General features: G+C 47.4%; 25 protein-coding genes and 1 pseudogene. 9 read left to right on the top strand and 17 right to left on the bottom strand.

Going from position 1 to position 24548, the window contains the following annotated elements; all coding sequences use genetic code 11:
* Window positions 1-41 precede the first annotated feature (41 nt).
* Complete coding sequence (gene thrC, locus FOC66_RS02535) at window positions 42-1451, bottom strand: threonine synthase (protein WP_003746333.1); 1410 nt, start codon at window positions 1449-1451, stop codon at window positions 42-44.
* 86 nt (window positions 1452-1537) lie between these two features.
* Complete coding sequence (locus FOC66_RS02540; protein WP_003746335.1) at window positions 1538-1912, bottom strand: hypothetical protein; 375 nt, start codon at window positions 1910-1912, stop codon at window positions 1538-1540.
* A 151-nt stretch (window positions 1913-2063) separates the two neighbouring features.
* Here FOC66_RS02540 and FOC66_RS02545 point away from each other — a divergent pair, with 151 nt between their 5' ends.
* The 5 genes from FOC66_RS02545 (at window position 2064) to FOC66_RS02565 (ending at window position 6060) form a co-directional block, all read left to right on the top strand.
* Complete coding sequence (locus FOC66_RS02545; RefSeq protein WP_003746337.1) at window positions 2064-3371, top strand: replication-associated recombination protein A; 1308 nt, start codon at window positions 2064-2066, stop codon at window positions 3369-3371.
* Window positions 3372-3558: 187 nt separating this feature from the next.
* Window positions 3559-3774, top strand: a complete 216-nt coding sequence (locus FOC66_RS02550) for a hypothetical protein (protein WP_003746339.1) — start codon at window positions 3559-3561, stop codon at window positions 3772-3774.
* A complete protein-coding gene (locus FOC66_RS02555) occupies window positions 3746-4171 on the top strand; it encodes a low molecular weight protein tyrosine phosphatase family protein (RefSeq protein ID WP_231288066.1) in 426 nt (141 codons plus the stop codon). Before FOC66_RS02550 ends, FOC66_RS02555 begins: the two co-directional genes overlap by 29 nt.
* 180 nt (window positions 4172-4351) lie before the next feature.
* On the top strand, window positions 4352-5653 hold the full coding sequence (locus FOC66_RS02560) for a hemolysin family protein (RefSeq protein WP_003746343.1): 1302 nt from the start codon (window positions 4352-4354) through the stop codon (window positions 5651-5653).
* Between the two features lie 59 nt (window positions 5654-5712).
* Window positions 5713-6060, top strand: a complete 348-nt coding sequence (locus FOC66_RS02565; protein ID WP_003746345.1) for an RNA ligase family protein — start codon at window positions 5713-5715, stop codon at window positions 6058-6060.
* Between the two features lie 389 nt (window positions 6061-6449).
* Here the strand turns inward: FOC66_RS02565 and FOC66_RS10860 are convergent, their stop codons facing one another.
* Window positions 6450-7589, bottom strand: a complete 1140-nt coding sequence (locus FOC66_RS10860) for a DUF6911 family protein (protein ID WP_430224636.1) — start codon at window positions 7587-7589, stop codon at window positions 6450-6452.
* Here FOC66_RS10860 and FOC66_RS02575 point away from each other — a divergent pair.
* Window positions 7521-7787 (top strand): annotated as a pseudogene (locus tag FOC66_RS02575) (IS30 family transposase); the annotation flags it as partial. The gene FOC66_RS10860 and the pseudogene FOC66_RS02575 sit on opposite strands and share 69 nt — an antisense overlap.
* Window positions 7788-7888: 101 nt before the next feature.
* On the opposite strand, the gene FOC66_RS02580 reads toward FOC66_RS02575, so the two are convergent.
* The 12 genes from FOC66_RS02580 to FOC66_RS02635 all read right to left on the bottom strand — a co-directional run bounded on the left by FOC66_RS02580 (window position 7889) and on the right by FOC66_RS02635 (window position 18726).
* Complete coding sequence (locus FOC66_RS02580) at window positions 7889-8194, bottom strand: hypothetical protein (RefSeq protein WP_003746349.1); 306 nt, start codon at window positions 8192-8194, stop codon at window positions 7889-7891.
* Between the two features lie 26 nt (window positions 8195-8220).
* Entirely contained in the window at window positions 8221-9111 is an 891-nt protein-coding gene (locus FOC66_RS02585; protein WP_003746351.1) for an NAD(+) kinase, read from the bottom strand.
* A 26-nt stretch (window positions 9112-9137) separates the two neighbouring features.
* Window positions 9138-9710, bottom strand: a complete 573-nt coding sequence (locus FOC66_RS02590; protein ID WP_003746353.1) for a ubiquinone biosynthesis accessory factor UbiJ — start codon at window positions 9708-9710, stop codon at window positions 9138-9140.
* A gap of 50 nt (window positions 9711-9760) precedes the next feature.
* On the bottom strand, window positions 9761-10534 hold the full coding sequence (locus FOC66_RS02595; RefSeq protein WP_003746355.1) for a hypothetical protein: 774 nt from the start codon (window positions 10532-10534) through the stop codon (window positions 9761-9763).
* Window positions 10535-10623: 89 nt separating this feature from the next.
* Complete coding sequence (locus FOC66_RS02600; RefSeq protein WP_036491149.1) at window positions 10624-11265, bottom strand: TetR/AcrR family transcriptional regulator; 642 nt, start codon at window positions 11263-11265, stop codon at window positions 10624-10626.
* A gap of 18 nt (window positions 11266-11283) precedes the next feature.
* Window positions 11284-12324 (bottom strand): UDP-N-acetylmuramate dehydrogenase, encoded by a 1041-nt coding sequence (murB, locus tag FOC66_RS02605; protein ID WP_003746359.1) that lies wholly within the window; start codon window positions 12322-12324, stop codon window positions 11284-11286.
* A 46-nt stretch (window positions 12325-12370) separates the two neighbouring features.
* A complete protein-coding gene (locus FOC66_RS02610) occupies window positions 12371-13144 on the bottom strand; it encodes an LEM-3-like GIY-YIG domain-containing protein (RefSeq protein WP_036493587.1) in 774 nt (257 codons plus the stop codon).
* Between the two features lie 63 nt (window positions 13145-13207).
* Window positions 13208-14587, bottom strand: a complete 1380-nt coding sequence (locus FOC66_RS02615; RefSeq protein ID WP_003746363.1) for an MATE family efflux transporter — start codon at window positions 14585-14587, stop codon at window positions 13208-13210.
* A 103-nt stretch (window positions 14588-14690) separates the two neighbouring features.
* A complete protein-coding gene (locus FOC66_RS02620; protein ID WP_003746365.1) occupies window positions 14691-15128 on the bottom strand; it encodes an acyl-CoA thioesterase in 438 nt (145 codons plus the stop codon).
* Window positions 15129-15154: 26 nt separating this feature from the next.
* Window positions 15155-16084: a glycosyl transferase family 2 gene (locus FOC66_RS02625; RefSeq protein WP_003746366.1), complete on the bottom strand. Its 930-nt coding sequence runs from the start codon at window positions 16082-16084 to the stop codon at window positions 15155-15157.
* 4 nt (window positions 16085-16088) lie between these two features.
* Window positions 16089-16814: a glycosyltransferase family 2 protein gene (locus FOC66_RS02630; protein WP_003746368.1), complete on the bottom strand. Its 726-nt coding sequence runs from the start codon at window positions 16812-16814 to the stop codon at window positions 16089-16091.
* A 145-nt stretch (window positions 16815-16959) separates the two neighbouring features.
* Entirely contained in the window at window positions 16960-18726 is a 1767-nt protein-coding gene (locus FOC66_RS02635; RefSeq protein ID WP_003746370.1) for an ABC transporter ATP-binding protein/permease, read from the bottom strand.
* Between the two features lie 232 nt (window positions 18727-18958).
* On the opposite strand from FOC66_RS02635, the gene FOC66_RS02640 reads away from it, so the two are divergent.
* From FOC66_RS02640 to FOC66_RS02650, 3 genes are all read left to right on the top strand, one after another.
* Window positions 18959-21217, top strand: coding sequence for a TonB-dependent siderophore receptor (locus FOC66_RS02640; protein ID WP_003746372.1), 2259 nt, complete (start codon window positions 18959-18961; stop codon window positions 21215-21217).
* Window positions 21218-21416: 199 nt separating this feature from the next.
* Window positions 21417-21980 carry a peptidylprolyl isomerase gene (locus FOC66_RS02645; RefSeq protein ID WP_003746374.1) on the top strand — a complete coding sequence of 188 codons (564 nt, stop codon included), beginning with the start codon at window positions 21417-21419 and terminating at the stop codon, window positions 21978-21980.
* A 122-nt stretch (window positions 21981-22102) separates the two neighbouring features.
* A complete protein-coding gene (locus FOC66_RS02650; RefSeq protein WP_003746376.1) occupies window positions 22103-22960 on the top strand; it encodes a YgfZ/GcvT domain-containing protein in 858 nt (285 codons plus the stop codon).
* 314 nt (window positions 22961-23274) lie between these two features.
* On the opposite strand, the gene FOC66_RS02655 is transcribed toward FOC66_RS02650, so the two are convergent.
* Together FOC66_RS02655 and FOC66_RS02660 are read right to left on the bottom strand one after the other, a co-directional pair.
* Window positions 23275-24006, bottom strand: coding sequence for a hypothetical protein (locus tag FOC66_RS02655; protein ID WP_172884818.1), 732 nt, complete (start codon window positions 24004-24006; stop codon window positions 23275-23277).
* A gap of 9 nt (window positions 24007-24015) precedes the next feature.
* Window positions 24016-24450 (bottom strand): hypothetical protein, encoded by a 435-nt coding sequence (locus tag FOC66_RS02660; protein WP_036493594.1) that lies wholly within the window; start codon window positions 24448-24450, stop codon window positions 24016-24018.
* Between the last annotated feature and the right edge of the window lie 98 nt (window positions 24451-24548).

Genomic DNA, 24548 nt, shown 5'->3' on the forward strand with positions numbered 1-24548 from the left:
AAAAGTTTCAGACGGCCTCATCAGTCGTCAAGGACGGCCGGTTAAGCCAGAGCTTCCTTAATGATGTCTTTTACTGCCGTCGCATTATTAGGGACAACACGGACCCGTTGCGGCAGATTTTCCAAGCCTTCCAATGCGGCAGGGCGGGGGATGGAAACTTCTCCGACCGCTTCATGGATGGTGGCTTCAAATTTGGCGGCCAGTGCGGTTTCGAGGCAGACGATAGTTTCGCCGGCCTCGCGGACTTCACGGGCAACTTTGACGCCATCGGCTGTATGCGGATCAATCAATTCATGATCTTGCTCGTAAACCTGTTTGATGGTGGCAAGGCGGTTGGCATGGGTCGATTTACCGGAAACAAAGCCATATTGTTGATGTACTTTGTTTAAGGCAAATTCCAAATTGAAGCCTTTGCCGGAGGCTACTTCCGCCCATAAGGTTTGGATTTCGTCCGCATCGCGGTCCATCAGGTCAAACACAAAACGCTCGAAGTTGGAGGCTTTGGAAATATCCATAGACGGGCTGGAAGTGACGTGGGTGTGTTCGCTGTTGCGTGGGCGGTATGCGCCGGTTTTGAAAAATTCGTCCAATACGTCGTTTTCGTTGGTGGCGACAATCAAGCGGTGGATAGGCAGACCCATTTGACGGGCGATATGGCCGGCGCAGACATTGCCGAAGTTGCCGCTTGGTACGCAGAAGCTGACTTTTTCGTCATTGCTTGATGTGGCGTTGAAATAACCGGCGAAGTAGTACACGACTTGGGCGACGATGCGGCCCCAGTTGATGGAGTTGACTGTGCCGATGTGGTATTTGGCTTTGAATTCGGCATCGTTTTGTACGGCTTTGACGATGTCTTGGCAGTCGTCAAACATGCCTTCAACGGCGATGTTGTGGATGTTGGCATCTTGTAGGCTGAACATTTGCGCGCGTTGGAATGCGCTCATTTTGCCTTCCGGAGACAGCATGAAGACGTTGACGCCTTTTTTACCGCGCAGGGCATATTCGGCGGCAGAGCCGGTATCGCCGCTGGTGGCGCCTAAGATATTGAGTTCTTTGCCTTCTTTATTCAATACATATTCAAACGCATTGCCCAAGAATTGCATGGCCATGTCTTTGAATGCCAAAGTCGGGCCGTTGGACAGGGCTTGGATTTTGATGCCGTCTGAAAGTGTACGCACCGGCGTGATGGCTTTGGTACCGAATACTTCTTCGGTGTAGGTGCGGTTGATGATGTCGCGTAAATCATCAGCAGGGATGTCGGTGGCAAACAGGCTCATGACTTCAAACGCCAGCTCGGGGTAACTGAGTGTGCGCCATTGGTCTAAAGTAGCACGGTCGATTTGAGGGTATTGCTCAGGCAGCATCAAACCGCCGTCAGGAGCTAAACCCATCAATAAAACTTCGCTAAATTGCTTGCGTGCGGTCGCACCGCGGGTGCTGATGTATTTCATGGTTTCTTCTCTATGTATTTAAAATTCAAATAGAAAGTCAAAACGAATTCAGACGGCCTTGATGTGAAAAAAGGCCGTCTGAACGATTATTTGTAGAGTCGTTTGAAGCAGGCGGTAACCGTTTTTGCAGTAACGGAAGCAATGGCCTGTTCGCGGGTTGCCGGACTCAATACCTGCATCATTTCGGTTGCAGTCAATTGGTTTGGCGCTTCTTCGCTGGCGCAGCCGCAGATTTTATTTTCCCATTCGGCTTGTTTTTCCGCGCTCATGGCCAAAGCGATGACGCGCCATTCGTTACGTTTGTTTAATTCGGTACGGCATTGGCTGTCTACCGCCATTTTTACTACGCTGCTGCCGATACCCGTACCGCTGCCCAAACCGCCGAAAGAGTCGCCGCCGGTAGCGCATGCACCCAATAAGAAAGCTGATGTAACAGCTGCCAAAAGAGCTTTTGAAGTCATGATGTTTCCTGTAAACAAGGCCGTCTGAAACGTCCGAAGAATTCTCAAAATAGCATGTATTATACCGTAATGCGGCCCGATATGTGTGTTTGCGAAACTACCGTATAATGCTAGCGAGTTTTCTTTTCAATCAATCAGCACGAAAGCCTCTATGTCTGACCTTTTCGCCCGCCAACCCGAAGCCCCTTTAGCCGAACGCCTGCGCCCGCATTCTTTAGATGATGTCATCGGGCAGCAGCACTTAATCGGTGAGGGCAAACCTTTGCGCGTGGCGGTGGAAGGAGGAAAGCCACATTCTATGTTGCTGTGGGGGCCGCCGGGCGTAGGCAAAACCACGCTGGCACGGATTTTGGCGCAGAGTTTCAATGCGCAGTTTCTGCCTGTTTCCGCCGTATTTTCCGGCGTGAAAGACATACGCGAGGCCATTGAAAAAGCTGAAATTGCCTTGCAACAAGGGCAAGCGACGATTTTGTTTGTTGACGAGGTACACCGCTTCAACAAAGCGCAACAGGACGCATTTTTGCCTTATGTCGAAAGCGGCTTATTAACCTTTATTGGCGCGACCACGGAAAACCCGTCATTTGAAGTCAATCCGGCATTGCTCAGCAGGGCGCAGGTTTATGTCTTGCAATCCTTGTCTTCAGACGACCTAAAAAAACTGATTGCCAAAGTATTGGCTTTGCCCGAATACCAAGACTTTACGATTGAAGCGGATGCGCAAGAATTGCTTGTGAATACCGCCGACGGCGATGCGCGCAGATTGTTGAATTTATTGGAACAACTTTTACGTGCTGCCGATACACGCCGTCTGAAAACCTTAACCGCCGAATTTCTCGCCGACAGTCTCGGGGCGCAAATCCGCCGTTTTGATAAGGGTGGCGAGAGTTTCTACAACCAAATCTCCGCCCTGCACAAATCCGTACGCGGTTCGCATCCTAACGCGGCATTGTATTGGTTCTGCCGTATGCTCGACGGTGGCACCGACCCGCGCTATCTCGCCCGCCGCATTGTCCGCATGGCATGGGAAGACATCGGCTTGGCTGATCCGCGTGCCTTAACGATTGCTAATGATGCCGCCGCGACTTATGAGCGCTTAGGCTCGCCGGAAGGGGAGCTTGCTTTGGCGCAAGCCGTGTTGTACCTTGCCGCCGCTGCCAAATCCAATGCAGGCTATAAGGCATACAACCAAATGCGCCGTTTCGTCAAAGAAAATGCCAGCGACGAAGTGCCTGTCCACCTGCGCAATGCGCCGACCAAGTTGATGAAAGAATTGGGTTACGGACGCGAATATCGCTACGCCCATGATGAACCAAATGCCTACGCCGCCGGCGAAAGCTATATGCCCGACGGCTTGGACGAACCCGACTTCTACCAACCCGTCCCTCGCGGATTGGAAATCAAAATTGGTGAAAAGCTGAAATGGCTGAAATCCTTGGATGAAGATGCGCTGGATGATTAAAACAATAAATGTGTCTCAAGTTTCAGACGGCATTTGGCTATTTTGAGCGTAATAAATTGTTTAATATTGGCATTAGATCTTTAATTTCGCTATAATTTTGTCATCCTATTTTCTTGCCGAATAATCGAATACATAAAAAATCGCGGCTGCTGAACCCGATTTCCGAAACAAAATTAGAAAGCAGATAATGGATAATTTAGATCAAAGTCGTAGCCGTGCATGGCGACGACATCAAGAGCAACGCCCCAGTCATCGTGTACGTGGCAAAAATCCTTTGAAATATAAACCCGAAAAAAAGTGGGATTTGATGTATCTCCGCAGCAATAAAATCAAACGTGCACAAAAACTGGGTTTTATTTATCCGTTCAGACAGCATGAATTTGATGCTGAATGGTTTGACTAACTCAAAAGATACATTTTCGATTCAATCGAGATGGTTTTCACAAGGCGGATATTTTCCGCCTTTTTTAATTTTTATGAATGCACTTTTTATTTGTAGTCGTAACCAATGGCGCAGTCCTACCGCTGAAACCGTATTTCGACGTTATCCAAATGTACAGGCACGTTCTGCAGGAACCAGCCCCAATGCGCGGCATACTGTTTCCATAGATGACATTGCATGGGCGGATAAGATTTTCGTAATGGAACAAAAACATAAGAGCCGTCTGCTGGCACAGTTTCCCCGTACTTTGCAATATAAGGAAATGATTGTTTTAGATATTCCTGATGATTATCGATACATGGATGAAGAATTGATAGAAATATTGAAGGAAAGTGTCGTGCCTTATCTGTCTAGATAATGAGGTTTTCCTCAAGATTATCTGAAAAAAATATGACTTACTTCTAGGTAAAATTTATTCCAAAACATCATTTACTTCACGCATCACTGACAAATAAAACGCAAATCTAAGATCAAATTGAATTTTTCAGACGGCATTTGATGTATGAATGTTTTTAACCTATACCACACATAATTTTTTATGAATATTCTCGAAGCCTTACTATTATTGTGCCTACTGATCGTCATTAGCGCGTTTGTGTCCTGTTCAGAACTTGCGCTTGCTTCGGCGCGCAAAATCAAATTGCAGGTCATGGCGAAAGACGGCGGCGATACACGCGCGCTGGATGTGCTCAATATGCAGCAGCAGCCGGGTAGTTTTATTACCGTCGTCCAAATCGGTTTGAACGCCGTCGCCATTCTTGCCGGTATCGTCGGAGAGGCGGCGGTGCGCCCCTATTTTGACGGCTTGTTGGCAAACGCTGGCAGTTGGGGCAGTACGGCTGCGTCGCTGCTGACATTTACGTTGGTAACAGGCAGCTTTATCCTGATTGCCGACCTGATGCCCAAGCGCGTGGCGATGACCCACCCTGAAGCGGTGGCGGTACGCATTGTGCGGCCGATGATGTTTTTAATTTTTATCTTAAAGCCGTTTATTTTGATTTTTGACGGATTGGCAAACGCAATATTCAAGCTCTTCAAAATTTCTACCGTCCGTCAGGAGCAACTGACTTCGGAAGATATTTACGCCGTCGTCGATGCCGGTGCGCAGGCTGGTGTGTTGAAAGAACAAGAACACTATCTGATTGAAAACATTTTCGATATGCAAGAGCGCAAGGTAACTTCCACCATGAGCACGCGCGAATACATTGTCTATTTCGATAAACACGATGACAGCGATACCGTGTTGGAAATGATGTCGGACAAACCGCACAACAAATTCCTTGTATGCGACGGCGATTTGGAACGCGTCATCGGCTATATCGAATCGCACACGCTATTGACCCTGTTTTTAAAAGGAAAAGACGTCCGCCTGACCGACAAGCGTGTATTGCGCAAAGTCTTGTTCATCCCTGACACGCTGTCGCTTTACGATGTATTGGAAACCTTCAAAACTTCCGGCGAAGACTTTGCCGTCGTAGTGAACGAATACGCGCTCGTGGTCGGTGTGGTAACGCTGAAAGACGTGATGAGCATTGTCATGGGCGAGCTGGTCAATACCGAAGAAGAGCCGCAAATCATCCGCCGCACCGAAGACACCTGGCTGGTGGATGGCGCGACCCCGCTCGCCGATGTCATGCGTGCGTTGGATATCGAAGAGTTTCCCGGTTCGGAAAACTACGAAACCATCGCCGGCTTTATGATGTATTCCCTGCGCAAAATCCCGAAGCGCACGGATTTTCTGGTTTATGCCGGTTATAAGTTTGAAATCATCGATACTGAAAATTTGAAAATCGACCAGCTTTTGGTTTCAAAACAAGGAAATATGGTGGGGAAAATGTAACGGGTTGCTGGGAACACATGACAAGAAAATTAAAAAATAAATAAAAAGGAAAAAATATTATGACGACTAACGAACCTCAAAAATACGCCCGCAGCCTGCATGCGCCCATCAGCCTCGGCACAACCTCTGACGACCGCTTTATGCCGCGTGGCTTTCTTTCATATTTTGCCGAGCTGCCGAAGTTGGTTTTAACCGAAAAATTAGATGGACAAAACAACTGCTTTGCTGCACACGGCCTCTATGCCCGTAGTCATACTGCACCTACCCAGCATCCGTGGGATAAACCTTTGCTGCAACGATGGCAGCAAATCAAAGATGATTTGGGCGATCTCGAACTTTTTGGCGAGAAGACGAAGTCATCCACCGCGACAATATGGCGTCGCATGGGTAGGGAAGGGGAAAAGTAAATATATAAGGTCATCTGAAACTCAAAAATGCGGTTTCAGACGACCTTTGATTTAGGCCTATGCAGGCTGTAGCGTGGGCAACGGCAGTTTGGGCAAGCCCGCTTTCCATAGGCAAATTATGAACCAATATCCGAACATTGCCTCATGAGGGACACGATATTCAACGGGCAGTAAAATAATCTACGCCGACGACTGAGGAGAGTTCGAGCCGCCAAAATACTGCCTGTACTTCATAGACAGAAGGGTCGGGCAGAAGGGATAAATCGAAAATCCTCAACCAGCTTTTGAAAGCCAATGTCCGCTACGGCGGACTGCAAGCAGGTAAAAATAGCTTTCCAGTTGCGAATAGGCAATCGAATGAATGCCATACATAATGTAGATGTTTTAAATTATATATCCATTAACTCATAAGAAACATTTCCGGTTTCTAGTAACTCAATAAATACTCTTTTAATAAAATCAAAGTCTTCTATCACCGAACAAGCTGGATAGGGTTCTCCCTCAAAGTAAACCAATCCAGGAGTACCATTAAAGTCAGATTTTGTTCTAATTAGGAACTCCCCATCTTTTCCATACTCAATTAAAGTAAATAAATATCTTTCACCGTCACATTGAACTGATAATCCTGAGATTCCAACTTCTGGCTCTGGGATAAACTCTAACCCCGCAGCCCCCTCATTTAGTTCAATATTATTAAGTATAGATATCATTTTATCTTTATCAATAGAAGATACTCTCTCCCTATTAGATGCTATAATCCAGTCCTTTCCTCTTTGAAATCCACAGGTAAAAAATAAATTATTTGTCATTTTTTTTGGTTCCTTTATTGATCGTTGACCTTTAGACCAAACGTACACTTTGGGTAACTTAGTTCTATTATCTATTACATGAACAGTAACAGATTTTAACCCAGCTTTTTCAGCAGCTGTAGCTATATCATTTTTACAATAATCACAAACATCCTTACCTTGAACATTAATGACCATACTTTTACCTTTAGTTACACCTCGGTCATAAGCCTGTTGAATAGCTCCTATTTCTGCATGAGCATTTTCCATATTACTATTTGGATAAGGCGAGCCGTTTTTTAAAGGCGGTTTCGCTGCCACATTTTCTGCAATTAGTGTCAGTTTATTTGGATCTGAAAATTTATCCGCCCTAGCCATCTGATTGGTATCAACATAAACCCTGCCATTAACATCCACTCTCGCAATGACATCAATCTTCTCAAGTTTTGTGCCTTGTGCTTTAAGCATTTCGTTTGATAGCTGCTCTTTTAATGGGATAGATTTAGCATTATTCTCCGCACCAGAAGAAATTTTAATCTTATGGTTTTCATATCCTTTTGTTTTCCCAATAATCGGCAATTTTTCGTTTGCATTGGCTCCTTTTGGCAACTTAGTTAAGGCTAGTGCCCCTAACCCCGCAGCTTCAGCAGCACCTTTTCCTACATTAGCTGCGATTTCTACCAACACACCAAAATAACCAAAGCATTGAAAGCGGAGACTTATTTTTGCCGCCCTTACCATTCTTGGGAGAAAGGGCTGAATGAGAACACCAACGGACTCATCCGGCAATACTTCCCCAAACAAACCGATTTCCGCAACATCAGTAATCGGGAGATACGCAGGGTTCAAGATGAGTTGAACCACCGACCAAGAAAAACACTTGGCTACGAAACGCCAAGTGTTTTATTCTTGAATCTATTCCAACCACTGATACACTAGTGTTGCACTTGAAATCCGAATCCAAGGCCGTCTGAAACAATCCAATGTTTCAGACGGCCTTTTTATGAAATCAAAAATTGTTAGAGCTAAGACAGAGGTCTTTATTCGCAATTTAAGCCTTTTGTTTTTTCAGCGAATGTATCCATGGCAATTTGGCACATGCGTTCACGTTGGCCTACGTCGGCGGCAGGCAGGATTTGGCGCAGGTATTTTGTGTTGTCGCGTTGGAACGATGCTTTATCGCCTGCTTTTTGGTAACACGCATCCGCACGGGTAAAGTATTGCTGGCAGATTTTCGGCAACTCTTCAAAGGACAAGGGTTTGCTTTTGTGCATGCCGTGTGCGGAGACGGAGAGGGAGGAAAGGGCGCACAGCGCGATGATTAAGGTTTGGGAAATGGTTTTCATGGTCAGCCTATTTATTGAAGTGGTGTTTAAATTAATTGTTCGCCCCAATGCAGCTTTTGGCGCAGGGTTTTGAAGTATTGGTAATCGGTGGGATGGAGGACGCGCAAGGGGTTGTGATAGCGGCGGATGATGATGCGGTCGAAGTTTTGCACGTCGATATGGGATTGTCCGTCAAAATGTGCGCGTGCGTCGCCGCTTTTGGTAATGAGGATTTCGATTACGCTGGTGTCGGGGATGGCAATCGGGCGGTTGGTCATGGATTGCGGGCAGATGGGCACGAGCGTGAAGGCGTGCAAACCGGCCTGCATGATGGGGCCGCCGGCGGCAAGCGCGTAAGCGGTCGAACCTGTCGGTGTGGAAATAATCAGGCCGTCCGAGCGTTGGGTATAGACAAATTCTTGATTGATAAATACTTCAAATTCAATCATTTGGCCTGCGCCGCCACGAGACAGTACGGTATCGTTGAGGGCGAGGGCGCGTTCGATGGTTTCGCCGTCACGAATGATGCTGGCTTCGATGAGGATGCGCTCTTCGGGCAGATATTTGCCTTCCAGTACGGGGCGGATGCCCTCAACCATGGTGTCGCGTGAGATTTGGGTGAGGAAGCCCAAGTGGCCTTGATTGATGCCGATGATGGGGACGGCGCGCGGGGCGACTTCACGGGCGGCGGAGAGGAAGGTGCCGTCGCCGCCGAGTACAACGACAAGGTCGCAGTATTTGCCCAGCTGGGCTTTGTTTACGGTTTCGCAGTAGGCGGAATCTTGGATATAGACGCAGTGTTCTTCTACGCTCAATTCATCCAGATAGATGGTGAAGCCGTTTTCGCGCAGAAAAGAAACCAATGTGTGGACGGTATCTTGAATCTCGGGCGTATTGGGACGCGTAACGATACCGATGTTTTTAAATGGGCTTTTCATGTAATAGGCCGTCTGAAATTAAGTATTTAATCTATCCAGATATCGCGCTCGAGGCGGTCGAGGCGTTCGTTTAAGCGGGCAACGTCGTCGCGCAGTTTGTCCACTTCTTCCAACCATGCGGCAAGCGTGGCTTGGTCGATAACAGGGGATTCGGGTTCGCGTGAAAAGTCGCTGATTTGCTCGGCAATGCTTTTGCCGATTTTTTTCATGGTGCGGCCGATGTCGCCGGCGCGCGAGCTGATGCTTTCTGCGGCCACATGACCGAATACGCGCGCCAAATCTTCGCTCGGATAATAGCGCAATCCACCCAAAATAGGAAGGACGGACATGCCCAATACCAAGTCGCCTTCAAGGCTGATATCGCCCACGCCGGGCTGGCCGCCTTGGAGGATTTTTTGGATGGCGCTGTTGTGGAATGTGATGTTGGTGTCGGCGGTGTCGTTTGCGGTTTCAAGAAAACCTTGTTCGCTGATGCGTCCGGTCAGTCTGAAACCGGTCAGGCTGATGCAGATGATGCTGCCTGCAAATTCAGACAGCTCGCGCTGTTGCTCCGGATTTTGCTGTATCAGGTGGTTGATAATGGGAAATAGGGCGGACATGGTTTACTCTAAATGCCGTCTGAAACGGATGAATGGGTTGAGTCGCAATTTTACAGGCTTAGCCCGTCTGCGCAAACGGTATTTACAATTTTGCCGTTGCTTTCATCATCAACGATGAAATCAGGAGCCGGCAGGCCGAGTTTGGCCGCTTCGGCAGTATAAAATTCGGCACGGCTTGGGTGGCGGGGTTCGACAATATTGCGGATACGCTTGCCGTCGGCTTGGCAGGCCGTCTGAAAAAGGATTTGGACGGCCAAGTCTTTATGAAGGATATTGACGGGTTGATTGCCACCTTGAATGTGTGTTTTTTGAACCAGCTTGGTAACGGGGTGACGGTCGGTAGAGTAAAGTCCGCCCAGTCGCAATATGTCGATATGGGGGACGGCGCTTTCCAGCAGGGCTTGCTCAACCGCGAGGATTTGACGGGCGGATTCGGTTTGCGGATCGGGCGGCGTGGTTTCATCGCATACGCGTGCTTGGTCGCCATACACGCTGGTGCTGCCGGTAAAGATGATGTGTTGTACCTTGCATCGCTCGGCAAGCTGAATCCATTTTTTCAGGGTATCGGCGTAATGGTTCAATGACGAAGGCGGAAGCAGGCAAAACCATGTCGACTTGTTGATATGGTTTTGCCATAATGCCGAATTTTGAAAAACATCGTCTTGATTCAAATCGATAATGTCGAGTTCAATCGGCAGATTGATGTCGTCGGAGGTCAGGTTGCGTTTGACGGCGGCTACCTGACTGCCTTGCTCGTAACATTTTTGTGCCAGCGGCAGGCCGAGATAGCCTAAGCCGAGAATGGAAATATCGGGAAGGTGCATAAAGAAAGCATCCGAAAATTAACAGGCCGTCTGAAAATAGCTTTAACTTGGTTAAAACCACGTTTTCAGACGGCCTTTGTATGGAAAAATTAATGGTTGCTGCCGATTTTTTGGTCAAATTCGGCACGGTGTTCCGGAAGGAGGTAAGGGCGTAACAGGCTGAGTGTGCGGCTGATGCCCCGTACTTTGGAATCTTCGGTCAACTTGGCGCGGCCGCGCAGGGAGCTGTCGAAGTCGAACCAGTATTTCGTTACCATCCACATATTGACGGCAAGGTCGTTCATGGCGGTTTGGTCTGCGCTAATAATGTTCAAGCCGTTGAGCTGGGTCAGCAGGTTGACCAACAGGGGGGACACTTTGGCTTGGGTAAAGGTATTGTGTTCGCCCAATAATTCGGCACTGCGGGCAAGCAGGGTGTTCACATCGCTGAAAAGGAAACGGTATTCCCACATCACATCATAAATACCGGCCATGTAGTTAATGGAGTCTTCGACATTAGACGGCAACACGGCTTCGTTAAGATAGGCAAGCAGGGCCTCACTGTAACGTTTGAACAATTGGACGATGATTTCGTCTTTGTTGCGGAAATGGTAGTAGAGGTTGCCCGGGCTGATGCCCAAATGGGCGGCAATGTGGTTGGTGCTGATATTGCGCTCGCCTTCTTCGTTGAACAAGGCGAGGCTGGCATTGATGATTCGTGTGTAAGTGTTGACTTTAGCAATGCGCGGCATGGGATACACTCCTTTGTTTTATAGGCTGTATGAAGTCGGCAGCCAGTTGGGTTCTGCGTGTAATTCTACCTGAAATTGAGTAAATACTGTATTACAAACATATTGTGCCAGCTGGTGGACATCTTGCGCGGACGCGTTGTTTTTATTCACTAAAACCAAAGCCTGTCTGTCATGCACGGCCGCACCGCCGATCTGATGGCCTTTCAGACGGCATTGGTCAATCAGCCAGCCGGCCGCGAGTTTGACCGAACCGTCAGGCTGCGGATAGCGTGGCATATCGGGGTATTGCTGCAACAAATCGGCCGCTTTTTCAGCACTGACAACTGGATTTTTAAAGAAACTACCGACATTACCAAGTACGTTAGGATTAGGCAGTTTACTGTTGCGGATTGCACACACTGCATCGGAAACATCTTTGGCCGTCGCCTCGCGGCCTTGGCTCAGTTTGGCAACCGCTGCCGCCAAATCGCCATAGCCCAAGTTCGGCACAAAATGCTCTTTTAACGCAAATACAACCGAAACAATCACATAACGGCCTTTGCCTTCCTGTTTGAATAGGCTTTCACGATAGGCAAAGTCACAGTCGGCATTGGAAAGCTCGACAAAGGTTTCCGTATCCAAATCAAAGCAGCGTACGCTATGGATAACATCTTTCGCTTCAACGCCGTATGCACCGATGTTTTGTACCGGAGACGCACCGACCGTGCCCGGAATCAGACTGAGGTTTTCCAGCCCGCTTAAACCCAGTCCAACCGTATGCAAAACAAAATCATGCCAAATTTCCCCGGCCTGAGCTTCGATATAAACCAGGCCGTCTGAACGCTCAATTTCGCGTATTCCCTTGTTTTCCATATGCACAACCAGACCAGCATAGTCCTCCATTAAAAGGATATTGCTGCCGCCGCCGAGCCATAAAACGGTATCGCGGTCGAACTCGGGCAGTCGGACGATGTCGCGCAACTCGTCGGCGTGTTTAAGTGCAACAAATGCTTGGGCTTGGGCTTTGAGGCCGAAAGTGTTGTAAGGGGTAAGGTCGGTTTGGTATTGGATGGGTTGCATGATGATTTGTGATTTTGTGGATTCAGGTCGTCTGAAAACTTACTATTTAACAATTACGATAGGTAATGGGGTTTTGGGGGGCTTTATAGTTTTCTTGGGAAGAATAGGTCAGCTTGTCTACGATTTCTTGATAAACGTCGGACTCTTTTGGCAACGGCTTGCCTTCAAACATCCAACGGCCTTGAATAATATCGTCGGCAGAAATCCATCTTTCGATTTCATACACTGCCAATGTCCAGCCGCGATAGACTGCAACTGCATATTTTGCTTTTTCACGCCTACTTCCGATTTTCCAATATTTCCGTGTGCGCTCATAAATTTCCTTATGCCTATCGGCTTCAGGAATATTCCCTGATCTGATGTCTTTTTTCAGTTTCTCGTATTCGTTATTAATCGTAATTAAAACAATAGGTTTATCAGTTTTCAATTCTTGCGCATCATATTTTCGTTTTAATTCGGACAAGCTCATCAATCCTACTTCAGAAGAATGCGTGCCGCCTTGAATATTAGTCAGCGGCTGCTGGCTCGGCTTGACTAAGGAGAGTAGGTCTATTGCCATCGCTTCATATTCAAAAGCCTGTTTGTCTGTTTGGATGTTGTGCCGCAGAATGTAATACACGGGTTGGTTTCCACTTTGATGTATTTCCCTAATCAAGGCAATTTTATCACTTGGCGTTTCTGTTTCTTGTAATGAACCTAGGGCATGATGGAAAACGCGATTGCCCACGCCTTTACCTACATAGAAAATATTGCCGTCTCTAGGGTCAATCAAGCAATAAATATAGTAAGCAAGTTTTTCTATAATGGAGGTTGAAAACATTTTTTTCCTTAAAAGTGAATAAGCCGTAAATGAAATATCAATGGAGGTTGTCTGAAAGAAATTTCAGACGGCCTTATGCGATTTGACCCTCTCTTTACTGCAAAGCTCCAGGCACCATACCAATGCAATGGCGGCAATCGTCAGTGAAACGGTCAGCGCAGTCCAGAAGCCGTAAATGCCCATATCGGCATGATAGGCAAGCAGGTAGCCGGGCAACAGGCCGCACCCCCAGAAAGCCACGGCATGGATGAACATCGGCATTTTGGTCACTTTATAGCCGCGCAGCGCATATGAAGCGATACATTGGGTGGCATCTGCCAATTGGAATAGGGAGGCGAAAAATAAAACAGTCGCAGCAATGCCTAATACGGCCGCATCGTTGGTGTACATACCGGCTAATTGAAAGCGAAAGATGACCAAGAGCAGCGCGGTGCAGGTGGCAAGCATCCAGCCCAACACCAATGAAACGCCTGAAATATAACGCGCCCGCAAAAAATCGCGCCGCCCGAGCGAAAAGCCAACGCGTACCGTGCTTGCCGAGCCGACGCTTTGCGGAACCATATACAAAATCCCTGACAGGCTGATGACGACTTGTTGCGCGGCGACATAATCCTCGCCGAATGGCGCCACCAAAAAGACGATAAACGAAAACGCGCTGGCTTCTAAAAAATAAGACAAGCCGATGGGTGCACCGATTTTCCAAATCTGTTTGAAGGCCGTCAAATCGGGTTTACCGATTTTTGCCGTCAAACCAAACGGACGGAAGAATTTTTCTTTGGCGATATAAAGCCACAAGGCCAATGCGCTGAACCAAAATACCGCCGCCGTTGCCACGCCGCAACCTGCGCCGCCCAAAGCAGGCATACCGAATTTGCCGTAAACAAACACATAGTTCAGCGGCACATTCAACACAAATGCCGCGAAACTGACCAACATAATCACACGCGGACGGTTCAAGCTGGAGGCATAAGCGTGCAGGGCGCGGTGTATCATGGCGGCCGGCATTGCCAAGCTGGTGAAGAACATATATTGCGCCATCGTGTCTTCGACATAATCGTTCAATGTCAGCCAATGACGGAACGGCGTAATCATCGCCCACATCAACAGCATGCCGAATACGCCCAAACACAAGCCAAACCAAATGCCCTGCATTCCTGTTTTGCCGACTTCTTCGGTTTTACCCGCGCCGTACAACTGGGCAATCATCGGGTTCAACGCCGCCATCACGCCCATAAAGGTAATGTAAATCGTAGAAAACGCGCTACTGCCCAGCGCCACCGCGGCCAAATCTTCCTTGCCTGCGCCACCGGCCATCACCGTATCGACAAAACCAATGCCCACTTGCGCCACTTGCGCCAACAGCATGGGCAGTGCGAGGGCGGTAAGCAGGTGGGTTTCTTTTAAGAAAACAGGAAAGGCAAAGCGGTTGAGGTTCAGTAGCATAATGTGTGCGGTTTGAGGACAAAGGCCGTCTGAAAACGGAAATTTAAAATTATAAAGGGTAATGTTTGTACACAGACAAAGATTGGTTTAATCGTTAAATTTTTCAGACGGCCTTAAATGTCGGATGTCTTTTGACAGCTTCCAACCAGCTGTCCGGCGTTTGAAACTGCATCAGGCCGTCTGAAAGCGAAACCGCAGCTTGGGTAGTCGAAGCGCGGGTCAGTTTTTCATTGGTTTCGGCATCGTAAATGGTGTAATCGATACGCAGGCAGCTTTCGATCTCGACGATGTCCATATCAACGCGGATTTTTTGGCCGAAACTGGCAGGGCGGATGTATTTGAGGTTCATCTGCACAATCGGCCAGCTGTACCCTTGCCGCCCCATTTCGTTGTAGTCATAACCGATGGAAGACAGAAAAGCGCAACGTGCGGTTTCAAGGTATTTGACATAGTTTCCGTGCCACACGATGTGCATGGCATCTACGTCAAAAAAAGGAACTTCAGTTTCAAAGCTGTGTTGGCAATAGATGTGTTTTTTCATGGCTTAAAAAAGTGAGTGTGTTGGTTTCAGACGGCGTCTTCGCCCCAAAAATCATAAAAATTGAACCATTGTAGCGGATTTTGCGCACATTCTTGCGCCAAAATGTCGGCAAAACCCTGCATCGCGTCTTTGACGGCGGCTTCGCGGTTGCCGCGTTTCCAGCTGGAAGTATCGGTAAAGCGGCGCAGTTTCAAATGATGGCGGCCGTTTTGTTTGACGCAAAACAGCGTGTTTACTTGCGTTTTTAAAAGCGAAGCCAATAGCCATGCGCCTTGCGGCATAGGGGCGGTGTGGCCTAAGAAATTAATGTCGGCGGTTTTCTCGCCGCGGACAGGTACTCGGTCGGCCGCGATGGCAATCCATTCGCCGTCTTCGATACGGCGGTTCAATTCCATCATCAGGGTGGTGTCCAAATCGGTTACCTGAATCAGGCGGATATGTTCTGCGCCGGCTTTTTGCAATGCCTCGTTAAATGCCTGCGCGTGTTTGCTGTGTACTAATACATTGAGTCTGAAATCTTTATGGTGCGACACCAGCGCACGGCAAACTTCGGTATTGCCCAAGTGCGAACAGGCAAAAATCTGGCCGCGTTCGTTGCGTTTGATTTGCGAATAGATATCGTCCGGATCTTCAATCACCAAATCTTCATAACGGATTTTGCGTTGCCACACGGCAAAACGGTCGCAAACCGCTTCGCCAAATGCAACGAATTGTTTGAATACGCTGTGTTTCGGCAGGACGGTATGGGGAAAGGCCGTCTGAAGACGGGTTTGATAGCGTAAGACATGACGGCGCGGTTTGGGCGCGGTTGCATAAAAATACAGTACCACAAACCAAATGCACGGCCTCATTAAAAAGGCCGGCAGATGGCGCACCATCAATGTAGTCAGGGCGAGAAACAGGCGGCTGCCGCGTTCGGGTTGTGCCGCCCAATGGGTTTGTTTATGGTTGATCATGGTTTCAGACGGCCTTTCCGAAAACTTTGCCCAATCGGTGTTTCAACATACCGAAAAACAGCCGTGTATGCATTTTGCTGATGCGGACATTGTCGGCAAAGGCATCGAAGTGGGACACGCCGTCGGCGGCGTATTGGACGGGTGTTTTAATCCAAACCGGTTTGATGTCGCGCCAGTAGAGGCGGATAAGGATTTCCGTATCGAAGTCCATGCGGTCGCCTACGGTTTCTTCGCGGACGACGGACAGCGCGGGTGTAAGGGGATAGAGGCGGAAGCCGCACATGCCGTCTTTGATGTCGCATGACCAAGTGTGCAGCATATTCCAGAAGTCGGTAATTTTTCGTCCGTAAAGTCGTGCTTTGGGCGCGTCATCGCCGTATTGCGGCCAGCCGCAAACAACAGCTTCGGGATTTTGTTCTGCTGCGGCGAGGAGTTTGGGAGTGTCGCTCAAGCAATGCTGGCCGTCTGCATCAACCTGCAAGACGTGGGTATAGCCATGTTCTTGAGCGTATTCCAAGCCGGTTTTGACCGCTGCGCCTTTACCGCCGTTGATGGGACGGTAAAGGACATCAATGCCGTCTGAAACCAAAGCCTGCAATACAGGTTTGCATTCTTCGCGTGAACCGTCGTCCACAATTAAAACGTTTAAACCGAAGCCGCGCATGGTTTGGGCAACGTGGCTGATGGTGGTCGGATGGTTGTAATGTGGAATAAGGGCCAGGGTTTTCATAAATATTTTTAGACGACGTTAACACAATGCAGAGTATAGCAAATAAACATGCCATGGCGTTTGAAAAGGCCGTCTGAAACGGCGATGACAAAATCGTTTGATTTTGTTTCTCACTGTTTCAGACGGCCTTTGGTATGCCATTAATTCAGCATTGTACATGACCGACATCGAGACATAAATCATGGAATTCGTTGAGCGTGCTGCGGTGTCCGATGCTGATGATGATGCTGTCGGGCAGTTTTTGCTTTAAGGCGCGGTAGAGCAGGGCTTCGGTCGGTTCGTCCAAAGCGGCGGTGGCTTCGTCGAGCAGGATGATTTTGGGCTGCGAGAGCAGGGCGCGGACGAAGGCGACGCGTTGCAGTTCGCCGGGGGAGAGTTTGTGTTGCCAGTCGTCGGTTTTGTCCAATTTATCAATGAGATAACCTAGGCGGCAGGTATTCATGGCTTCGGCTAACTCGGGGTGATGATGGTCAATGTCGGGGTAACAAATCGCATCGCGCAGGCTGCCTTGTGCTGTGTAGGGGCGTTGCGGCAGGAATAGGATGTTTTGATGCGGCGGATGGCTGACTTTACCGCTGCTGCCGAAAGGCCAAAGTCCAGCCAGTGCACGCAGCAACGAAGTTTTGCCGCAACCGCTCGGGCCGCGTATCAGTAGGGAATTGCCGCTTTTGAGGTTGATATTGATGCCGTCTAATAAAACTTCGCCGTTGTGGCGGTATAGGGCAACGTTTTCTAAGATCAGGCCGTCTGAAACTTCGGTAAGCTCAGGTTGTCGTGCGGCGTGTTTTTCTTCCGTACTCAGCAAGAATCCGTACAGACGCTCCAATCGGGCGCGGTAGGCAGTGAATTTGTTGTAGAACATCCGGAAGAAAGACAGCGCGTTTTGCAGTCGTGCGAAGGCTTGGACGGTCTGCTGGATGTCGCCGATTTTGATTTGTCCGGCAAACAGGCGCGGAGCTTGCAAAATAATGGGAAAGAGCTTGATGCCGTTGGTAAACATATCGTTAAAGCCGCTCAGGCAGACACTTTGCCGCGCGATACGCCAACGGTTGCGGATGATGGCCTTGAAGCGGTCGGCAAGCTGGTCGTGTTCGTGTTTTTCGCCGTTGTAAAACGCGACGCTTTCGGCATGGTCGCGCACGCGGACAAGGGAATAACGGTAGTCGCCGTTGAGTTTTTCGTTTTCATAATTAAAACGAATCAAAGGGTTGCCTATCCACATGGCGATAAAGGTCGCCAAAATCACAAACATATAGACAAACCAAACGATACCGTGCGGAATATCGAAGCCGAACACGGTCAGGATGCCCGCCAAGCCCCACAAAACAACGGCAAATTCCAGCGAGGTAACGACCGAATTGACCATGCCGCGCACAAATTCGATGGTCGAAGCGATGAATTCCTGCGCGTCCTGTTGGATACGCTGGTCGATATTGTCCGGCGCATGGCGGCGCATTTGCAGGCGGTAGTAGTTTTTGTCGGCAAGCCAGCGCGAAGTCAAAACTTCATTGAGCCGCTCCGACCATTTAATCGCCAAGCCTTGATCGAGAAAGTCGTTGACGACGTTGTTAAACGCCCGTATCAACACCACGCCTGCATTCATCGCCGCAAACATCCAAAACGCGGAGGCATTCAAATCCTGCATCGAGTCGTAAAGCCCTTTGGACATAAAGGTACTCAACACATTCAACCGCACTTCGGTCAGCAGCAGCGTAATCATCGCCGTAATCAGCAGCAATACTTTAACTGCACTTTTCGGCGTCAGACATAGCCGCAGGATATAGCTGAACTCGCGCCCGAAGCGCGTGTTGCGTGCAAAAAACAGAATCACCGCCGAGGCGGCGGCGACCATCAACAAGGTCTGCACCAGCCAAGACGGTGAGGAATAAAGCTCGGTTTGCCATTTTTGCATGGGTGTATTCTCTGAAAGGGTCGTAAAGGCCGTCTGAAAGGACGGCAAATTTATTGAATTATGATCACTATGAAAATAGTTTTTCAAACTGTTGTATTTTTGTATTTACAAACAGTTCTTATTTGTTTTTGTGGAAAGCAGGAATCTTATCAAATATAATCGCAAAGCTAAATTACTTTGTAATTTTTTACCCGATATAAGAATTATTAATATTTCAATTCAGAAGGAATTTATGAACAGCAAATTAGCCCTGATGCCGCTTGTGGTTGCAAGCGCATTCGCCTACGCCGCCGATGAAGCCACCCCTGCTCCCGAAGCCCATGCAGAAGTGCAGGAAGTCAAAGTCCACGCCGACGCCAAACGCGTGAAGGCCGCACGCTCTTATTCTATTGCCAGTGACGGCGATATGCGCGACCGCGTGAATTTGGGCGTGTTGGGTAAAGCCAATGCCTTTACCGCGCCGATTACCGTGGTCAATTACGACGAAAAAGCCCTCAACAACACCGAAGCGCGTACTTTGGTGGATGCTGTAGCGAAAAAAGACGCTTCGACTTGGCAGTTTGGCGGCGAAAGCAATACTTTGACCGGTCTTTACTTCCGCGGTTACCAACTTGATGCGCGCCAATTCAGCGTCAACGGTTTGGCCGGTATGTACGGCACACAAGGTACGGCCAGCGTGCAAGTCGGCTCTGCACAACTGATTAAAGGCGCGTCCACCGCCGTGAACGGTATGGACCCTGAAGGCGCGGTATCTGGTTCCGTCAATATCGAAACCAAAAAAGCCGCCGATGAAGGCAACCGCAAAATCGGTTTGGGCTGGTTCAGCAACAATCGCGCCCAAGGTACGTTCGACTTGGGTCAACGCTTCGGCGAAAACAAAGAATTCGGCGTACGTGCCAACGGCAAACTGCGCCACGGCTACACCCCGCGCCACGGCTACAGCGAAGACAACAAAGAATTTGCCTTAAATGCCGACTATCGCGGCGAAAAACTGCGCGTGGCGTTCGATTCCATCTACGCGAAACGCAAAACCAACGGCGGCCGTGCACGTATGCAGGACATCCAAAACGCTGATGGTCGTTTGTTCGATGCCCCGGATGGCAAAACAAATCTGTTGCCAAGCTGGAACTGGCAAAATACCGTCGGTCAAACCAATATGCTGACTTTTGAATGGGATGCGTTTGAAAATGCGCAAATTACCGGCGGTATCGGTTACAACAAGGCGCGTTATTACGGCACGCTGATTTCTCCGACCATCTGCGGTAAAAAAGGCGCAAGCAGCCAAACCGCAACCTGCTCAAGTGCCAACCAATACCACACAGGTACGGCACGCCTGACCGACCAATATTTCCGTACTTTGAGTATAAATTTATCCGCGCGCGGCGAATTTGAAACCGGCCCGGTAACGCATAACTGGAGTACTGCTTTTGACCGTATCATTCGTCAGCGTGCGACTGTCCGTGGTTCGGCTGCGGGCAAAAGCCGCGTTGAGGTTGATGCAAACGGCAATATTGACAATCAACTGGCTTCTTTTGTCCCTAATTACGCGACAGACTGGGAAAGCTCAGCAAACCTGGATGCCAATATCAAAGTTAACAGCCTAGCTTTGTCCGACACCTTGGGCTTTGCCGACAACAAATACCGTCTGACTTTGGGAGGTCGTTTCCAAGCGGTTGAATATACCGATAAAAAAGCAGGTCAAAGTGGCGATGCCAAACGTTTTAGCCCTATGTTTATGGCCGCGTGGGTGCCGCAACCTGATTTAGTCGTCTACGGCAACTACATGGAAGACTTAGAGCCAGCCGACATTAAAACCGACGATGATGGCAATACCACCATGTCTAAACCGCGTGTCAGTCGTCAGTTTGAAGTGGGCGTGCGTAAAAACTGGGGCAATTTCGTGACCACGTTAAACGCGTTCCAAATCAAACGTCCGGGCTACTGGCGCGGTTCTACCACCGGCAAAACAGACTTTGCCGCGTATAAAGCTTTGGGCGGCGCGGCAGGCGACAAACAAGGCATGGAACGCAGCCGTGGTATTGAGTTCAATACCTATGCCAACTTGTTGGACAAAACCCTGCGTCCAAGCTTTGGTTTGATGTATCTGCAATCAACCGTAAAAGATTATCCGAATTTCGCCGACAATTTGGTTAACGGCGTACAAGTCGCCAACCCGCGCGTGATTGCCAAAGCAGGCGTGGAATGGGATACACCGTTTGCCAAGGGCTTGACCTTGAACGGCAATGTTTCGTATTTTGGTAAGTCTTACCAAGACACGCAAAAACAATACGCCTTCCCGTCCTATACCTTGGTTGACGTAGGCGCGCGCTACAAAACCAAGCTCGGCAAAAATACTTTAACCGTCAGCAGCTCGGTAGAAAACCTGTTCAACAAAAACTACTGGCAGGTGCAACGCGGCCAATATGACCGCAGCTTCGCCGTCGTCGGTATGCCGCGTATTTACTGGCTGAAAGCGGAATTGGATTTCTAATCTGATTTCGGTTTGACCGTAATAGTAGGCCGTCTGAAAGGGAATGATAAAAAGCAAAAATTTGTTTTTTATCCTTTTTCAGACGGCCTGATTTGATTGCCTTATGTTTTTTGCTTGAAAAATCTTACATGTTTTTTATGGATTTCACGCGAAACAAGGTTAATATTCCATTTTCACAATACATCATTCGAGAAGACATATGAAAAAATCCATCAAACTGACCCTGTGCGCCCTCGCACTCTTACTTTCCGTGCAAGCGCAAGCGGTTACCCATGCCGTGATTGAAACCAATATGGGCAACATCCAACTGGAGTTGGATGAAGTCAAAGCGCCGAAAACCGTGGCAAACTTTGTCAATTACGCCAAAAAAGGTTTTTACGACAACACGATTTTCCACCGCGTTATCGACAATTTTATGATTCAAGGCGGCGGATTTACCGAGAAAATGGTTCAAAAATCCACCGATAAAGCCATCAACAACGAAGCAGACAACGGCTTGAAAAATAACGTCGGCACCATCGCCATGGCGCGCACCGGCGATCCGAATTCCGCAACCAGCCAGTTCTTTATCAATACGGCCGACAACGACTTTTTGAATTTCAAAAGCAAAACCCCTCAAGGCTACGGCTATGCCGTTTTCGGTAAAGTTACTTCCGGCATGGACGTTGTCCGTAAAATCAGCAAAGTGAAAACAGCGACACGCGGTTTCCATCAAGATGTACCGACCGAAGCTGTGATTATCCGTAAAGTCAGCATCAAATAATTTTGATTGCTTGAATCCAAACAACAGGCCGTCTGAAACATTCAGACGGCCTGAATTTATTTATTTGATAATAAGCGGCAATTTGGGCGATAATTCAGCATCTACAATTTAAGGAGTCGATTATGCAAACCCGCCTGCCTTTTTTCGGCGTTGTCCGCGTCAGCGGTGAAGACAGAGCTTCATTTCTTCATGGCCAATTATCCAACGATATTAATAATTTAGCTTCAGGTCAGGCATGTTACGCCACATACAATACGCCTAAAGGCCGTGTGTTGGCGAATATGTTGGTCGTCAATCGCGGAGAAGATTTACTGTTGGTCATGGCGCAAGATTTGACCGAAGCCATCGTCAAACGTTTGAGAATGTTTGTCTTGCGTGCAAAAGTCGTCTTCGAGCTGATGCCTGATTTGGCTGTCAGCGGCGAATTGGCAGACAATGCAGCACCACATCCTGCTGTTGAACCGCAACTGTCTTTCCTGGCCCAAATTCAAGAAAACACCGTAGAAATCGCCTTGCCGCACACAGGCCGTCTGAAAATTTCAGCAGCAGAAAACGCATCCGAATATCAAGCAGAAGCCGAAAACGCATGGAACCTGCACGAAATCCGCAGCGGCTATCCGTGGATTTGCGCCGCAACCAAAGAAGCGGCCGTTGCCCAAATGCTCAACCAACACATCATCGGCGCCGTCCATTTCCGTAAAGGTTGCTACCCCGGCCAAGAAATCATCGCCCGCGCCCAATACCGAGGCCAAGTCAAACGCGGTCTGGCCGTATTAAGCGGCGATTCTTTAGAAGCCGCCGGTATTGCCGTCAAAGTCGGCGAGGAAGAAGCAGGCGTTATTCTTAATACTGCACTCACAGAGCAAGGCAGCCTCAGCCTCGCCGTTATCAAGTTTTCCGCAGCAGAAGCAGCATTGACCGATGCAGACGGTAATGCTTTGAAACAGGAAGCACTGTTTTTTACGGTTGAGAAAGATTGATGTTAGATGATTGAACAAAAAGCTTAAATTTAAGCATTAATCAGCTTTAAATGAAAACAGAAAGGCCGTCTGAAAATTATTTTTCAGACGGCCTTTGATATTGTGTTTTTTTGGTACATGACCCAAGCTGCGTTTGCTGCCGACTGGATTACGTCATAGTTTGGAATCATTCGGTAACAACGAAAACCGCGTGCGTACCGCACACACCCTACATCTCAATCTTAAGTTTGCGTCGCCCACAGGTAGGGTGTGTGGCGTAGCCACGCACGCGGTTGGCAGGGGTGCGGGCTACGGCTTGCTATACTTGTTTTTAATTATTCTATGAGAGAGCCATAATCTAATTCATTTTTATTTTTACTATTTTCATTGGGTTCATTTTGCAATACACTGTTGTCAATGTCGCTACTTATATTATCTGCATCTCTAGTGACAAGTTGCTGAGGAAGTTTTTCGTTTTTTTCTTTAGTTTTATCAAAATATTGTTTAAACTCATTAGAATCATCTTTAACTTTAACAATATCTTTTTGTAATTCTATAAGTTTATTTTTTAATTCTTCATTAAATTGATTAGTTAATTTTTCCTTAAGTTCATTAACTTCATCCAATGCCTTATCAATTCTTTGTGACTCTCGCAATGAGAAAAATATAGAAATTACAGTTATTAATACGGCGTATAAAGAAACTGAAAATGTTAGAGAGTTAATTATTTTATCTTGGTTATCTATTTTTAGTTGTATCTTTTCTATATCTCCCCTATAAATATCATCCTTAATTTGCTGAAATTTTCGTTCTATAGCCTGGCATTCTTTTCTGTTTTTGCAAGAAATTGTTGTATTTTCGAGTAAGTTTTTATCTAAATAGTTTTTACTACTGCTTTTTATATTACTTGATTGATCAGATGATTTGGGGATTATAAACATGGTAATAGATATGGTAACAAATAAACCAAATATGATTAGTAACCAAAAACTATTCCAAACAATGTTCCAATTATTCTTCCCAGTTTTTTTATTATCTTGAGATGCGGTATCAGTATTTTTAGACATAATTAAACACTACTCTTCAAAAGAGAATAAATTTGATAATGCAACAATACTGCTTTGCATACTCTGCAATGCACGCTCAATTTGATTAGGTGAAATTTCTTCTTGATAATTAATGAGTATATCAACTGAACAAACAGCATACTCAGCATTCTTTTCTTTATCAGCACTCCATTTAATTAACTTTTTCTCTAGATTTTCTTGAAGCAATCTTTTTTGAAAGTCAAGGCAATTTGGTTTTAATTTTAATAAGGAAAAAAATTGTATAAAATCACCACCTTCTTGCACAGAGATTACTAGCTTGAATTGTATTTCCTGATTTTTTCTATGAGAAAAACGTAATACAAAGCCATCAAAATCTTTATTATTCCTATCTTTATATTTTAATGAATTTTTATCTAGATATGATCTAATTACTTCTTTTGTTGATTCTACATTAACTGCCATAATAATTTCCTTGTTTGTCAAGATTGTTTTTTAAATTAAACTGAATATAGAATAATTCTTCTATTTGGCTTTCTAATGTATTAGAGGAAAATTTAAAT

The organism is Neisseria mucosa (assembly GCF_013267835.1).
In the GTDB taxonomy this organism is placed as follows: domain Bacteria; phylum Pseudomonadota; class Gammaproteobacteria; order Burkholderiales; family Neisseriaceae; genus Neisseria.

Excerpts from the sequence above, each read along its gene's own strand:
- thrC (WP_003746333.1), bottom strand. The coding sequence starts at position 1,451 with ATGAAATACATCAGCACCCGCGGTGCGACCGCACGCAAGCAATTTAGC.
- FOC66_RS02540 (WP_003746335.1), bottom strand. The coding sequence starts at position 1,912 with ATGACTTCAAAAGCTCTTTTGGCAGCTGTTACATCAGCTTTCTTATTG.
- FOC66_RS02545 (WP_003746337.1), top strand. The coding sequence starts at position 2,064 with ATGTCTGACCTTTTCGCCCGCCAACCCGAAGCCCCTTTAGCCGAACGC.
- FOC66_RS02550 (WP_003746339.1), top strand. The coding sequence starts at position 3,559 with ATGGATAATTTAGATCAAAGTCGTAGCCGTGCATGGCGACGACATCAA.
- FOC66_RS02555 (WP_231288066.1), top strand. The coding sequence starts at position 3,746 with ATGAATTTGATGCTGAATGGTTTGACTAACTCAAAAGATACATTTTCG.
- FOC66_RS02560 (WP_003746343.1), top strand. The coding sequence starts at position 4,352 with ATGAATATTCTCGAAGCCTTACTATTATTGTGCCTACTGATCGTCATT.
- FOC66_RS02565 (WP_003746345.1), top strand. The coding sequence starts at position 5,713 with ATGACGACTAACGAACCTCAAAAATACGCCCGCAGCCTGCATGCGCCC.
- FOC66_RS10860 (WP_430224636.1), bottom strand. The coding sequence starts at position 7,589 with ATGGTAAGGGCGGCAAAAATAAGTCTCCGCTTTCAATGCTTTGGTTAT.
- FOC66_RS02580 (WP_003746349.1), bottom strand. The coding sequence starts at position 8,194 with ATGAAAACCATTTCCCAAACCTTAATCATCGCGCTGTGCGCCCTTTCC.
- FOC66_RS02585 (WP_003746351.1), bottom strand. The coding sequence starts at position 9,111 with ATGAAAAGCCCATTTAAAAACATCGGTATCGTTACGCGTCCCAATACG.
- FOC66_RS02590 (WP_003746353.1), bottom strand. The coding sequence starts at position 9,710 with ATGTCCGCCCTATTTCCCATTATCAACCACCTGATACAGCAAAATCCG.
- FOC66_RS02595 (WP_003746355.1), bottom strand. The coding sequence starts at position 10,534 with ATGCACCTTCCCGATATTTCCATTCTCGGCTTAGGCTATCTCGGCCTG.
- FOC66_RS02600 (WP_036491149.1), bottom strand. The coding sequence starts at position 11,265 with ATGCCGCGCATTGCTAAAGTCAACACTTACACACGAATCATCAATGCC.
- murB (WP_003746359.1), bottom strand. The coding sequence starts at position 12,324 with ATGCAACCCATCCAATACCAAACCGACCTTACCCCTTACAACACTTTC.
- FOC66_RS02610 (WP_036493587.1), bottom strand. The coding sequence starts at position 13,144 with ATGTTTTCAACCTCCATTATAGAAAAACTTGCTTACTATATTTATTGC.
- FOC66_RS02615 (WP_003746363.1), bottom strand. The coding sequence starts at position 14,587 with ATGCTACTGAACCTCAACCGCTTTGCCTTTCCTGTTTTCTTAAAAGAA.
- FOC66_RS02620 (WP_003746365.1), bottom strand. The coding sequence starts at position 15,128 with ATGAAAAAACACATCTATTGCCAACACAGCTTTGAAACTGAAGTTCCT.
- FOC66_RS02625 (WP_003746366.1), bottom strand. The coding sequence starts at position 16,084 with ATGATCAACCATAAACAAACCCATTGGGCGGCACAACCCGAACGCGGC.
- FOC66_RS02630 (WP_003746368.1), bottom strand. The coding sequence starts at position 16,814 with ATGAAAACCCTGGCCCTTATTCCACATTACAACCATCCGACCACCATC.
- FOC66_RS02635 (WP_003746370.1), bottom strand. The coding sequence starts at position 18,726 with ATGCAAAAATGGCAAACCGAGCTTTATTCCTCACCGTCTTGGCTGGTG.
- FOC66_RS02640 (WP_003746372.1), top strand. The coding sequence starts at position 18,959 with ATGAACAGCAAATTAGCCCTGATGCCGCTTGTGGTTGCAAGCGCATTC.
- FOC66_RS02645 (WP_003746374.1), top strand. The coding sequence starts at position 21,417 with ATGAAAAAATCCATCAAACTGACCCTGTGCGCCCTCGCACTCTTACTT.
- FOC66_RS02650 (WP_003746376.1), top strand. The coding sequence starts at position 22,103 with ATGCAAACCCGCCTGCCTTTTTTCGGCGTTGTCCGCGTCAGCGGTGAA.
- FOC66_RS02655 (WP_172884818.1), bottom strand. The coding sequence starts at position 24,006 with ATGTCTAAAAATACTGATACCGCATCTCAAGATAATAAAAAAACTGGG.
- FOC66_RS02660 (WP_036493594.1), bottom strand. The coding sequence starts at position 24,450 with ATGGCAGTTAATGTAGAATCAACAAAAGAAGTAATTAGATCATATCTA.